The sequence below is a fragment of the Enterocloster aldenensis genome, from assembly GCF_003434055.1.
In the GTDB taxonomy this organism is placed as follows: Bacteria; Bacillota; Clostridia; order Lachnospirales; family Lachnospiraceae; genus Enterocloster; species Enterocloster aldenensis.
Window position 1 is genome coordinate 125318 of the sequence record NZ_QVEX01000005.1, and the last position, 12037, is coordinate 137354.

The window sequence follows — 12037 nt, forward strand, 5'->3', positions numbered from 1 at the left end:
AGGAAGCCGGGCATATGTTACTGTCCAAATATTTCATTTACCTGCTCATAAAACGCCTCAGCCTTGCTGTCATATGCCATGGCTTGTGCGGCTTCCTCCATGGTCATCCCCTGATCCAGATATCCGACGAATTCTGCACGGCCTTCCTTAAGGAATGTGCTGAAACAATCATTCAGGTCAGTCCTGACATCATAGGAATCCTCAAAATCAAAACCATATACCATCTGATAGGTACTGCTCTGCTCCAATCCGACCTCAATCCCCTTTAAGACCTTTGGGCTTTCAATGAGTTTCTCCTGGTCCTGGGTCATGGGCTCATGGTCCACCGGCATATAGGACATGGAGGAGGCCAGTTCAAATCCCTTGTCAACCGTCAGCCAGCGGATAAAGTCCATGCTGGCCTGGTTCTCTTCCTGGCTGCGGTTGAACACCACCACGCCGGCGCCCTGCTGGATGGCGGTTTCCCTGCTCCCGGACAGCACCGGATACTTATAAACCCCGATTTCCACAGGAACCATGTTCCCGTCCCGGTCGGCAACCTCATCGGGAAAATACAGCACGCTGGAGGAGGAACCCACATATCCCGCCAGTACGGACTGTTTGATATCATCACTTCTGTACTTGCCGCTGGCCCCATAATATCCCTTAGTAAAAGGAATATAATAATTCAGGAATAACCGCCTGATGTATTCTTCATTTAAATCCACCACAAGAGACCCATCCTGGTCATAATGGTAGATATCGGAACCCATGGCATGGTTCATGGCTATAAAATAATTAGCCAGGTTATCCAGGCCGATAAAAGGGCTTCCGTCCCCGTCAACATCCGGGGTGGCGCTGTCGGTCCATTCAAAATACCCCTGGGCCATCTGCTCCAGGCTGTCCCAGTCAGACATGCCGTCAGCCGAATACCGGGGATTGGCATCCAGGAACTGGTCCAGGCGGGTCTGGTTCATCAAAAGCAGTTCCGTGGACTTGACTAAGGGCAGTATGTAAAGTTTGCCGCCAATGTAACCTTCGTCCAGGTAGGCCTGGTTGTACCACGCAAGATCCTCCTCAGACAGGTAATCACCCGCATCCACCAGCCTCTCCCCGTGTTTATTTACAACACCCACAATCATATCCCGGTAGGCCAGCGACATATTGGCCATCTCCACATCATTGGTAGAACCGTTAAGGGCCAGGTCTATCTTATTCGTAAGGTCCCCAATGGACCCCTGGCTGGAAGCCTCCACCACAACATGCTTCCCCGCGCCCTCAGTCTCGTTATATTCCTTAATCAGCCTGTCCAGGTACTGCTTCTGCGCATCATTATAGTAATGCCAGAATACCAGCTTTAATTCCTCCTGGCCTGTTTCTGCTGCTTTCGGAGCGCTGTCCGCGGGCACACCGCTTTTACATGCCCCCAGCATAAGGGAAATGGACACCATACATGCTGCTGCTGCGAATCTTGCTTTCCTCTGTCCCATTTGGCCTACTCCTTTTCTTTTCCGCAAAATATTATTCTTATTGTACTACGACAGGGGGCTTTGTTCAAGGAATTATCCACCCTTTTCCTGTATACAATTTAAAAAAAGCCTCCCCTTTATCAGGAATAAGGCTTTTCTGTTACCGGCTGTCCGTTCCGTGATCTGTTGGACCGTCTGCCTGTCTTTTATTTACCCTCATAGATAATCGAAGATTCCACATCATATCCCTTCAGGTGCTCCCTGCCCTTAAGCCCTGCCAGTTCCATGACAAAACAGATTTTCACCACTTTTCCGCCCAGCTCCTCAATCAGCTTGATGATTGCCTCTGTTGTCCCGCCTGTGGCAATCAGGTCATCCACAATCACCACCTTCTGGCCGGGCCTGATGGAATCCCTGTGCATCTCAATGGTGGCCTGGCCGTATTCCAGGTCATAATCCATGGAAATGGTCTCACATGGAAGCTTGCCCTTTTTGCGCACAGGCACAAACCCCTTATGCTGCGCATAGGCAACCGGTACACCAAAAATAAAGCCGCGGGATTCAGGTCCCACCACCAGGTCATAATCCAGGTCCTTTACCATATCAATCAGGCTGTCCACTGCCAGGCACAGTCCGTCTGCGTCCTGCAGGATGCTGGTCACATCCCGGAAAATGATTCCCGGCTCCGGGAAATCCGGTATGCTTCTTACATACTCTTCCAACTTCTTCATTTTTGTTACCTCTCTTCCGAATTCAATTTCTTCCATAACCATTATACTTGGTTCCTGTAAGGCTGTAAAGCCCATACTTGGCTGCTCATGGAACAGTGCAGTACACCGCGCATATCGGGATGCCATGGGCTGTACGGCGCACCTTTGTATCAGGCCCGCCATATTGCCGCCCAATTAAAACGCAGATACGATTGTCTATTGAAGGGCGCGCCGGTTTTCAGTATAATGGAACTGGAAGCTGCTTTTTTCTGCGTTTTTATGCGGGATTTTCCAGAAAGGTACGGTTGATCAATATGGATATGAAACATTATAAAATCACAGTCACATCAGAGGAATGCGGATACCGGCGGTCCACAGAGGACGCCGCGGACCTGACCGCCTATCTTCTCTCCTCCATGCCCCAGGCCCCGGGACGGCTCCGCCCTGCAGTCATCGTCTGCCCTGGCGGAGGGTATGGCTTTGTATCCCCCAGGGAAGACCAGCCCGTGGCTATGGAGTTCCTGGCCGCCGGATACCAGGTATTCGTCCTCCACTACCATGTGGCTCCTGAGATATTTCCCCTTGCCCTCATGGAGCTGGCCCGTTCCGTGGCGCTCATAAGGGACCACAGTGAAGAATGGTGCATTGACAGGTCCCGGATCATGGTCTGCGGTTTTTCGGCCGGAGGCCATCTGGCAGGATGTTTGGGCACCATGTGGAACCGTGAGTTCCTCTATGGTCCCCTGGGCCTTACCGCCGAAGAGATACGGCCCGGAGGCATGATACTCTGCTACCCGGTCATTACATCCGGCGGATACGGGCATCAGCGCTCCTTCTCCCAGCTTTTAGGGGCCGGGGCAGTCCAGAATCCGGACATGCGCAGGCTGGTGTCCCTGGAACACCAGGCAGGCCCCCATGTGCCGCGGACATTCCTGTGGCATACCTGGACCGACCAGACCGTGCCGGTGGAAAATTCCCTGCTCTTTGCATCCGCCCTTAAAAAAGCCGGGGTAAGCCTTGAGATGCACATTTATCCGGAAGGATGCCATGGGCTGTCCCTTGCCACCGAGGAGGTATCCGACCATACAGGTGACTGCCTGGTGCCCCACTGCCAGGGCTGGACCACCCTGGTCAGGGAATGGGCTGCACAAGGTCCGTATACAGGGGAAAGGACAGAATGATATGTTAAAAGAAGAACGTCAGGCATTGATACTCAACAAACTCCACACCTCGGGGAAGGTGGTGGTCAGCCGGCTGGCAGTGGAACTTAATGTATCGGAGGATACCATCCGGCGCGATTTGCTGGATCTGGACCAGAAGGGCCAGGTAAAGCGGGTATTCGGCGGCGCCATACCCATGGAACGGCCGGTCATCAATTTTTTTGACCGCGAAACCACGGATGTGGAATTAAAACAGCGGCTGTCGTCCAAGGCGCTGGATTTCCTGGAAAAGGACCAGCTGGTAGCCATTGACGGCAGCAGCACCAACCTTCAGTTTGCCAAAAGCATCCCGAACAACCTGAAGCTTACCGTGCTGACCAACAGCTACTCGATCGCCCACGCCTGTTCCATGAAGGAACAGGTGGATGTAATCGTGCTGGGCGGCGCCCTGTTAAAGGAATCCATGACCAATGTGGGCGAGATTGCCGCCAGCCAGGCAGCCCTTTACCATCCGGACCTATGCTTCATGGGCGTATACGCCATCCATCCCGAGTATGGGATGACCATCCCCTACCCGGATGAGGTAAGCATTAAACGCCAGCTGATCCAGACCTCCAGAAGGGTCATTGCCCTTGTCAACCCTCTTAAGCTGAATACCGTATCCAGGTATCACGTGTGCGGGATTGAGGCATTTACCACCCTGATAACGGACAGCGATGTGTCCGGGGAGATGGCGGTGGATTATCGGAATAAGGGGTTGGATTTCATATAAGGTCTGGGAAATGCCGTTTTGCTGGAATTTGCGTTATTTATGCGACATTTTCTTTTCCTTTTACGTGTTCCTTAAGTGCAATTACACAAAAATCGCATACTAACGCATTTTCTTGCATTATTTTGCTTGACATCATATATATATGCGCTATAATACACTTAGAAAACAATTGGAGAAGGGCAGGGACACTGTCCGGGATATTTTAGGAGGGTAATTACTATGAAATTTTTTGTTGACACAGCCAATGTAGAGGACATCAGAAAAGCAAACGACATGGGCGTCATCTGCGGCGTAACCACCAACCCATCCCTGATTGCCAAAGAAGGCAGGGATTTTGCAGAAGTGATTAAGGAAATCACCTCCATCGTGGACGGACCAATCAGCGGCGAGGTTAAGGCAACCACCGTTGATGCCGAAGGCATGATTAAGGAAGGCCGCGAGATTGCCGCCATCCATCCCAACATGGTTGTTAAGATCCCTATGACCGTTGAAGGCTTAAAGGCATGCAAGGTGCTGACAGCGGAAGGCATCAAGACCAATGTAACCCTGGTATTTACCGCTGCCCAGGCCCTCCTGGCCGCACGCGCAGGCGCTACCTACGTATCACCGTTCCTGGGCCGTCTGGATGACATATCCATGCCTGGAATCGACTTAATCTACGACATTACCGAGATTTTCCAGATGCACAACATCGAGACTGAAATCATCGCTGCCAGCGTGCGCAACCCGATTCATGTAATCGACTGTGCTAAGGCAGGCGCCGACATTGCCACTGTTCCTTATAAGGTAATTGAGCAGATGACAAAACATCCTTTAACAGACCAGGGTATTGAGAAGTTCCAGGCTGATTACAGGGCTGTATTCGGGGAATAAGGAAAGACTGACAGGCCAAAGGAATGTGACGCAGGAGATATGCCTGCGCCCCATTCCTTCTTTTATTATAGTACATATCTTATGCCGCAATCCCAAGCACCCCTATATAGTATCCTATGATCCCCACCAGCATGAGTATCAGCACAACCAGGACCGGAGACACCTTTTTCTTAAGCAGCATCCAGGTGCCGATGATCAGGCCAAAGGGAAGCATATTGGGCAGCAGGCCGTTCAGTACATCCTGGAAGATGACCGTTGTCTGTCCCACGGTAATCTGAAGAGGGACATATACCAATACCTTCTGGGCGCCCATTGCGCCGATTACCATCAGGCCAAGGATACCGAATGCGTCTGTAAGCCGTGTGATGGAGCCGGATCCTTCACCCAGGATATTCATGACAGACACGCTTCCCTGCTTATATCCCATCTGATACAGGTTGTAGCCTAGCACCAGCATGATTCCTGTAAAAATCACAAAGAACAGGATCGGGCCTGAAAAATTCCCCTTCAGGGCCAGGGCGCATCCAAGGGATACCGCGATTGGATAGATGATGCCGCCTGCAAGGCTGTCCCCGACTCCGGCCAGCGGTCCCATAAGGCCGGTCCTCAGTCCGTTGATCATCTCATCCGATATGTCCGCGCCATTGGCCCGTTCTTCCTCAAGGGAAGCACAGATGCCGGGAATCACATTGCCGATAAAGGACGGTTCCGTGTTAAAGAATACCAGGTAACGCTTTAATGCAGCCTTGATGTCCTCAGGGTCTGTGTAAAGCCGTTTAATCACAGGAAGCATGGCCAGCACATTGCCGGATGCCTGCATCCTTTCATAGTTGTATCCAACTTCAGCGCCAAGGCCGATAAGCCAGTGCTTCACCAGATCTGATTTGCGCAGCCTGATTTTCAATTCCTGTTTTGGCGCTTCCTCCACAGCCTCCACAAAATCCTCTTCCGCTTTTTCCGTTGCTGCATAGTAGACAATGACAGCCACACACGCCCCAAGGATGGCCACTGCCATGATTCCAAGGTCCAGGAAGGTGGTAAGGAAAAACCCGATTACGAAATAGGGAATCATTTTCTTCTTGCCCAGATAGTTTAACAGCATGGCAACGCCAAGGGCGGGAAGCAGGTTGCCGGTCACGCTCAGCGCATTGACAAAGCCCTGGGGAATACGGCCCAGCAGGCGGTTGAAGAAATCCCCGCCCAAAAACATAAGGATGAAAGCAGGGGTGCCATTGACCACAAGGGACGTAAGCTGGGGAAACAGCCATGCATTAAAGAATATCTTGTTCAGTTCACCCTTTTCAGCATTGGCGTCCAGACGGTGTACCCAGAACACATTCAGTGTCATCTGAAGGTTCCACAGCAGCACGCCCAGAAGACCGATGGGGATTGCCAGCGTAATGGCCAGCTCCGGCGTTGCCTTGGCCAGTATGGTGATGGCTGTCCCGTATACACCTGCGATACCGATGTTGGACGGCATGGTGCCGCCTGCGGAAATCCAGCCTATGTAGGCCAGGTTAATGGTTGCTCCTGCCATAAGGCCCAGGAGCGGGTCCCCCAGTATCAGTCCCACCACGGTCCCGTTGATAAGCGGATAACAGAAGGGCCATGTAATGGGGCTCCAGACCCTGCCGCTGGCCAGGTTGGCTGCAATAGCAATTAGTAAAGCTTGGATAATGATCATACTCGTAACCTCCTTCTTTTGTTGTCAGCAAAAATCTCCCAATGTATACAGTGCCTTGCCCGGCCCGGACAGCCACTCTGCCCCCTGTTCCGTTACCAGGGCCTCATCCTCCATACGGAAGGATATCCATATCGTTCCCGCCCCCTTTTCTAAATCATATGGATAAACCCCGTTTTCCAGGGCAAAGACCATTCCCGGCCGCACGGTTTCGCAGCAGTCATCACTGATATTGGGATACTCCGTCACGTTCAGACCAGTGGAATGCCCGCTGGAATGCACCACCTGGCTTCCATACCTGGACTTTCTCAGATACCCCTCTATTTCCTTATTAATATCAGATACCAAAATTCCCGGCTTTAAAATGCGGAAACCGGCATGCACACATTCCCTGGCTGTTTCCGCCATCTCCACATACTGCCCCGGGGCCGTATGTCCCAGATACATTACCCGGGTCAGGTCAGAGGCGTAACCGTCAATATGGCCGCTGATATCCACAAGCACGACATCCCCGTTATCAACAATCCGGTCCGTGGCATAGCTGTTAAAGGTATGGTACTTATCCCTGCCTGAATTCACGGTGAGATACGAAATCTTATCCACCCCGCCAGCCGTCATGCGGCTGGCTATGCCTCTTGCAATCTCCTTTTCCGTTGTGATGCCGGGACGGATCTTGCTGAAGGTATCCCGGATTGCCTGTTCCGTCACATATCCGGCTGTCCGTATCCTGTCAATCTCCCAACTTGTCTTAACCATACGGGCCTTCTGGATCGCCCCGGTCCCATCCACAAAGCGCAGGCCGTCCAATGCATCCACCAGTTCCTTTAAAATATTAAGGGACCAAAAATAATGCTGCCCGTCCCCTGCTTCCAGCCCAACTGTCTTAACCGGGTAATCCAAACCGGATATGAACTGTCTCATGGCATCAATGGGTCCTTCGGAATTAAGGGGCCCCAGGTCCCTGGATTTTGTCCCTGCCGCATAAATGACAGGACACCACGCCACATTCCTCACTGTTGACTGTTCCAGTATACGTAAGGAAATAGCCGGTTCCCCTTTTCTTGGGACAAATACCAGCACAGGCCGGAACAGGCTGGAGGTATACCATGAACGGTAAGCCGTGGAATAAAATATATTTTCAGGCGATGACAGCAGAAGCATATCAAGCCCCTCTGCCTCCATCTCCTCCTGAAGCTTTTTTATATGGGCTTCATATTCCTCTCTGGGAAAGGATTTTAAATAATCCGGAAATTCATTCATAATCTGCTCCTTCCATTTTTCAGTATCAGGGATCCCACGTCCGGACCCCCATTTCAGGCATCCTGCTTCAGGATAAGAGTTTCCTGATGTTAACCTCCTTCTCACTTGGCACCAGCTGGTAATAAATCTCCACCCCGCTGTCAATAATCCGCCTGAAGCACTCCGTCTCATCCTCATTGGCGGAAACATTTTTATTAAATGTCTTCCTGCCGGGCTTTGCCCCCATCCCTCCAAGGATGATCTTGTCAAATCCCACGCCTGACTGAAGCAGGCGTTCCAGCACCTGCGGCACCTTTACAAGTACCATGATGTGTTCCTTGGCCAGGGGCGCCTCTTTTAAAAATATCTCCGCGTGCTCCTGGTCCATAATCATGACCTCCACCCCCACAGGGGCAGCTGCCTTGTAAATCCGCTCCATCAGCTTGTTCCTGGACAGCTCGTCATCAATGATAAGGATCTTATTGATGGGATACTGTTTAATCCATGCCGTCACCACCTGGCCGTGGATTAAGCGGTCGTCAATCCTGGTTACTAAAATATTCTTCATATAAACTTTCTCCTTTCACAAGCAGTACAGGGTGTGTCTGAAAATTGCTTTCCGTCAGCCGTGCATCAAAGCGCGATCTGCTGCAGGAACGCGTCACAGTCATAAATACTGCCCTTTGCCACATCCTCCAGCCCCTTTACGGCTCCGGCCATGTCCTGGGACATCCTCCGGTTAAGCACCTCCAGCAGAAGGGGGAAATTCACGCCCGTGAAGTGGCTGAACGCGCACTCTCCCTGTAACTGCATCATGGTATTAAAGGGTGTCCCGTTCATCAGGTCGGTCAGCACAAGGACCTCCTGTCCCCGCGTTTGCGACTGCTGCACAGACTCTTTAATACGGTTCCTTAACCCGTCCACATCACAGCCAAGTTCCAGGCCGTAAGCCTCCATCTCCTTCTGTTCACCAAATACCAGCGCAGATGCCCTTATGAATTCTTCTGCCAGCTTTCCATGCATGAAAAGTATGATTTTAAACATTTGCCTCTCCTCCCGTTAAATAATTGATAAAACCTGGTATGACATCATCTGGACAGTTGTCCAGCAGATACACTAATTTTGAAGAAAACAGCATGAAATCCAGATTGCACATATCGATGTGTACCTCCCTTATGCAGGTACCCGGGCTGTCCAGGACAAAGACGCAGTGATTCTTTTTCAGCTCATTCACTGAATATATATACTGGATTCCTTTTAAAGCGGAAATCCTGATCAGCTCATTGCCCGCAATATCAAAAGGGCTGTCCGAAACCCGGATGAGGCACCCGATATCATGCAGGTCATTGATGATCCTTATGAGCTCCAGGTGGTACACGGATGTACTCTCACTGGTCTTCCAGAATAATTCCTGGATGTTCTTAAAGTCCCTGTTTTCCAGTATGGGTGAGACAAACACATAGGGTATGGACCCCTCATCCCCATCCAGCATGGCCGTGGAGATACAGAAATCATATGACTCCCGTTTTGCCGTACGGTACCCGCTGCTGGCGCAGGTATCAAAATTCCACTGCGGGAACCTCTGCTGCAGCCGGAGTCTGGTCAGGTTTGCAATGCTTTTAGTCATATCCGTCACAAACAGCACCCTGGCATGCTCGGACTGCCTCACGGTTTCCCCCAGGATATATAACATTAAAAAACTAATCTCATCCACACTCAGCTCAGGAAGGCCGAACTTCCTGGCCAGTATGCAGCAGATGATCCTGCACACATTAAGGGTGCTCTGATAATCCTTGATTAAAAGCTCCATAAGGGGGTTGCTGGCAGGCGTGCGGCCCAGCAGACGCTTCAGCATAAGGTTGATATGGGAAATCACGTTTTCGCAGAAGCTTGGGTTTTCCCTTAAGTTTATATTGGTTATGGTGGTAAATGCATCAATGAAATCTTCACAGAACAGCCTGAATACCTCATCCCCGTTCCCGCCTTCACCGGCCGTCTCAAACAGGTGCGTCAGAAGGAATATATTCTTAAGCCAGACACGTTCCGCCAAAGGCAGTTCCATGTGATAATGCCCGCATATCCTGTTACAGACCTCTTCCACCTCATTTTCCAGGGGCCCGGCCAGTCCGTCCCCGGGGCCCATGCCCCCCGGGTCCTGCTCCATGACACAGCTGTTTTTCAGGCGGTATACCATCACCAGTAGATTTAAGGATACTTGCACAAACTCACTGTCATCAAACCTGTAATCATGTTCCTCCTCCATCCGTCCAAGGAGCCGGTTCACAAAGCAGATGTCGTCCTCCCTGAATATATCCAGGATCGTGCTCAGCGTATCCGGGTGGGGAAGGCTCCTGTCTTCTGTCATTTCCCCATTCCTTACCAGGGCCGCGTTGGGATTCAATATCCGGGAAAGGATGTGCACGATTGCCTGGCGTATGTCCCGCTCCTCACCGGAGATAATGGTTCCGTCCATTGTCTTCTTCATATGCAGCGAAAAATGTCCGAACATGTTTTCCAGGTGCATGAAATCACTGTGGATTGTACTCTTGCTGACATAATACTTATAGGCCAGGGATGCCAGTGACGTATATTCATCTGAATACAGAAGCAGGTTCAGGGCAATATCCATCCTTCTGGAATCCTTTTCCCAGGTCTGTGCGCCCGTATTCTGTCCTGCAAAGGCCAGGTAAGAAATATGGTTATTCAGCCTCCCCTTCTGTTCCCCTCCTATCCTGAGCCGGATGCCCACACCGCTTTTCTTATCTATGACCGCCTCAAATCCGGCCAGGAACTTCTGCACCTGTTCCAGATCCCGGCGCAGTGTCTTGGACGAGGTATCCAGTTCACCGGCGTAAAAATCAATGGGCAGGAACTCCTGGTCATGGCATAAAAGCATATTCATAAATGATATCTGCCTTTTGTTCATTCATCCTCCTCCTTGATCGTGTTTGAAAATCCATTCCTGCCATCCATATGTACTAATTAGAATTATAGCAACGCGCCCGCGAAAAATTAAGGCGGGGGCCTTTTGTAAATATGTCCACATTATTATGGACACGGCAATACACCTTATATTCCTCCGTTGTATTTGAAAACAAATGAAAAAATAAGAAAAAACTTTAAAATAATTGACAAATTTTCAAAATAGATATATATTTAAACTAACATTATGAAAGAAGGTGACAGAAATTGAAATTTGCTGGAAGAATGAATTCCTTTATGTTTAAAGGGAACTATGATTTGTTCCAGACCATTGACGCCTACCGCAACCTGCCCGGCATCACCCACCTGGAATTCAACTATCCTGAGCATCTTAAGGGGTACGACCTAAAAGAGCTGAGACAGCATATGGGCAGCCTGGGAGTCAACGGCGTTGCCCTCAGGTTCCGTGGAAATGAATTCATGGAGGGGGAATTTGCAGGAACAGACAGCGCTGTAAGCCGGCAGTCGGTCCGGCTGTGTAAGGAAGCCGCAGATGCATGCCAGGCGCTGGGAGGCCAGGTCATAACCATATGGCTGGGATTTGACGGATTCGACTATCCGTTCCAGGTTGACTATGAAAAAAACTGGAATATAATAGTCAGATCCTTTCAGGAAATCGCAGATTATGCCGGCGAAAAGGGCATAAAGGTAAGCATTGAATATAAACCATGCGAGCCCAGGGCATTTTCCATGATAGACGGCATCGGACTTACCCTCCAGATGATTGATGAAGTGGACCGCCCCAATATCGGGGTAACCCTGGACTTCTGCCACATGCTCATGAAGCGTGAGAATCCTGCTTACTCACTGGCGCTGGCCGCGCGCAAGAACAAGCTGTACGGTCTCCACATGAACGACGGTTACGGGGAACTGGACAACGGACTGATCTTTGCTTCCGTCAGCCTGCCGCAGGCCCTGGAGTTTGTGTATTACCTGAAAAAGTATAAGTATGACGGGGTTGTATTCTTTGATTCATTTCCTATCCGCGAAGCAGCGGACCAGGAGGTCAGCGCCAACATCCAGGCGTTCATGGCCTTGTCCGATGCCATTGACAGGTATGGTATGGACCGGATTGAGGATGTCATGAAAGAACAGGACGGTATAAAAGCCCAGCGGCTGATACTGGACATGTTCTCGAACATATAAACCAACTAATAAAAAGGAGGAGTTAC

11 protein-coding genes are annotated in these 12037 nt (G+C 50.7%); 4 read left to right on the forward strand and 7 right to left on the reverse strand.

Going from position 1 to position 12037, the window contains the following annotated elements:
- Nucleotides 1-17: 17 nt before the first annotated feature.
- Complete coding sequence (locus DWX59_RS12370; protein WP_117559524.1) at nucleotides 18-1469, reverse strand: extracellular solute-binding protein; 1452 nt, start codon at nucleotides 1467-1469, stop codon at nucleotides 18-20.
- Between the two features lie 185 nt (nucleotides 1470-1654).
- A complete protein-coding gene (locus DWX59_RS12375) occupies nucleotides 1655-2179 on the reverse strand; it encodes an adenine phosphoribosyltransferase (protein ID WP_117559734.1) in 525 nt (174 codons plus the stop codon).
- A gap of 293 nt (nucleotides 2180-2472) precedes the next feature.
- Here DWX59_RS12375 and DWX59_RS12380 point away from each other — a divergent pair, with 293 nt between their 5' ends.
- The 3 genes from DWX59_RS12380 (at nucleotide 2473) to fsa (ending at nucleotide 4963) form a co-directional block, all read left to right on the forward strand.
- Nucleotides 2473-3339 (forward strand): alpha/beta hydrolase, encoded by an 867-nt coding sequence (locus DWX59_RS12380; protein ID WP_117559735.1) that lies wholly within the window; start codon nucleotides 2473-2475, stop codon nucleotides 3337-3339.
- A 1-nt stretch (nucleotide 3340) separates the two neighbouring features.
- The gene (locus DWX59_RS12385; protein ID WP_117559526.1) at nucleotides 3341-4090 is read left to right on the forward strand and encodes a DeoR/GlpR family DNA-binding transcription regulator; all 750 of its coding nucleotides are present in this window, start codon (nucleotides 3341-3343) and stop codon (nucleotides 4088-4090) included.
- A gap of 219 nt (nucleotides 4091-4309) precedes the next feature.
- Entirely contained in the window at nucleotides 4310-4963 is a 654-nt protein-coding gene (gene fsa / locus DWX59_RS12390) for a fructose-6-phosphate aldolase (RefSeq protein ID WP_117559528.1), read from the forward strand.
- A 79-nt stretch (nucleotides 4964-5042) separates the two neighbouring features.
- Here fsa and DWX59_RS12395 read toward each other — a convergent pair whose 3' ends face one another.
- The 5 genes from DWX59_RS12395 to DWX59_RS12415 form a co-directional block, all read right to left on the reverse strand.
- Nucleotides 5043-6647 carry a PTS system mannose/fructose/sorbose family transporter subunit IID gene (locus tag DWX59_RS12395; protein WP_117559530.1) on the reverse strand — a complete coding sequence of 535 codons (1605 nt, stop codon included), beginning with the start codon at nucleotides 6645-6647 and terminating at the stop codon, nucleotides 5043-5045.
- Nucleotides 6648-6671: 24 nt separating this feature from the next.
- Nucleotides 6672-7904 (reverse strand): M24 family metallopeptidase, encoded by a 1233-nt coding sequence (locus DWX59_RS12400; protein ID WP_117559532.1) that lies wholly within the window; start codon nucleotides 7902-7904, stop codon nucleotides 6672-6674.
- Between the two features lie 67 nt (nucleotides 7905-7971).
- Nucleotides 7972-8451 (reverse strand): PTS sugar transporter subunit IIB, encoded by a 480-nt coding sequence (locus tag DWX59_RS12405; protein ID WP_117559534.1) that lies wholly within the window; start codon nucleotides 8449-8451, stop codon nucleotides 7972-7974.
- Nucleotides 8452-8516: 65 nt separating this feature from the next.
- Nucleotides 8517-8927 carry a PTS sugar transporter subunit IIA gene (locus DWX59_RS12410; protein WP_117559536.1) on the reverse strand — a complete coding sequence of 137 codons (411 nt, stop codon included), beginning with the start codon at nucleotides 8925-8927 and terminating at the stop codon, nucleotides 8517-8519.
- The gene (locus DWX59_RS12415) at nucleotides 8920-10809 is read right to left on the reverse strand and encodes a BglG family transcription antiterminator (RefSeq protein ID WP_117559538.1); all 1890 of its coding nucleotides are present in this window, start codon (nucleotides 10807-10809) and stop codon (nucleotides 8920-8922) included. The genes DWX59_RS12410 and DWX59_RS12415 overlap by 8 nt, the downstream gene beginning before the upstream one ends.
- A gap of 293 nt (nucleotides 10810-11102) precedes the next feature.
- Between DWX59_RS12415 and DWX59_RS12420 the strand changes: the two genes are divergently transcribed.
- Nucleotides 11103-12011, forward strand: a complete 909-nt coding sequence (locus DWX59_RS12420; RefSeq protein WP_227117067.1) for a sugar phosphate isomerase/epimerase family protein — start codon at nucleotides 11103-11105, stop codon at nucleotides 12009-12011.
- Nucleotides 12012-12037 lie beyond the last annotated feature (26 nt).

What these genes read in the sequence shown, in the direction of transcription:
- DWX59_RS12370 (WP_117559524.1), bottom strand. Translation starts at nt 1,469, where the DNA reads ATGGGACAGAGGAAAGCAAGATTCGCAGCAGCAGCATGTATGGTGTCC.
- DWX59_RS12375 (WP_117559734.1), bottom strand. Translation starts at nt 2,179, where the DNA reads ATGAAGAAGTTGGAAGAGTATGTAAGAAGCATACCGGATTTCCCGGAG.
- DWX59_RS12380 (WP_117559735.1), top strand. Translation starts at nt 2,473, where the DNA reads ATGGATATGAAACATTATAAAATCACAGTCACATCAGAGGAATGCGGA.
- DWX59_RS12385 (WP_117559526.1), top strand. Translation starts at nt 3,341, where the DNA reads ATGTTAAAAGAAGAACGTCAGGCATTGATACTCAACAAACTCCACACC.
- fsa (WP_117559528.1), top strand. Translation starts at nt 4,310, where the DNA reads ATGAAATTTTTTGTTGACACAGCCAATGTAGAGGACATCAGAAAAGCA.
- DWX59_RS12395 (WP_117559530.1), bottom strand. Translation starts at nt 6,647, where the DNA reads ATGATCATTATCCAAGCTTTACTAATTGCTATTGCAGCCAACCTGGCC.
- DWX59_RS12400 (WP_117559532.1), bottom strand. Translation starts at nt 7,904, where the DNA reads ATGAATGAATTTCCGGATTATTTAAAATCCTTTCCCAGAGAGGAATAT.
- DWX59_RS12405 (WP_117559534.1), bottom strand. Translation starts at nt 8,451, where the DNA reads ATGAAGAATATTTTAGTAACCAGGATTGACGACCGCTTAATCCACGGC.
- DWX59_RS12410 (WP_117559536.1), bottom strand. Translation starts at nt 8,927, where the DNA reads ATGTTTAAAATCATACTTTTCATGCATGGAAAGCTGGCAGAAGAATTC.
- DWX59_RS12415 (WP_117559538.1), bottom strand. Translation starts at nt 10,809, where the DNA reads ATGAACAAAAGGCAGATATCATTTATGAATATGCTTTTATGCCATGAC.
- DWX59_RS12420 (WP_227117067.1), top strand. Translation starts at nt 11,103, where the DNA reads ATGTTTAAAGGGAACTATGATTTGTTCCAGACCATTGACGCCTACCGC.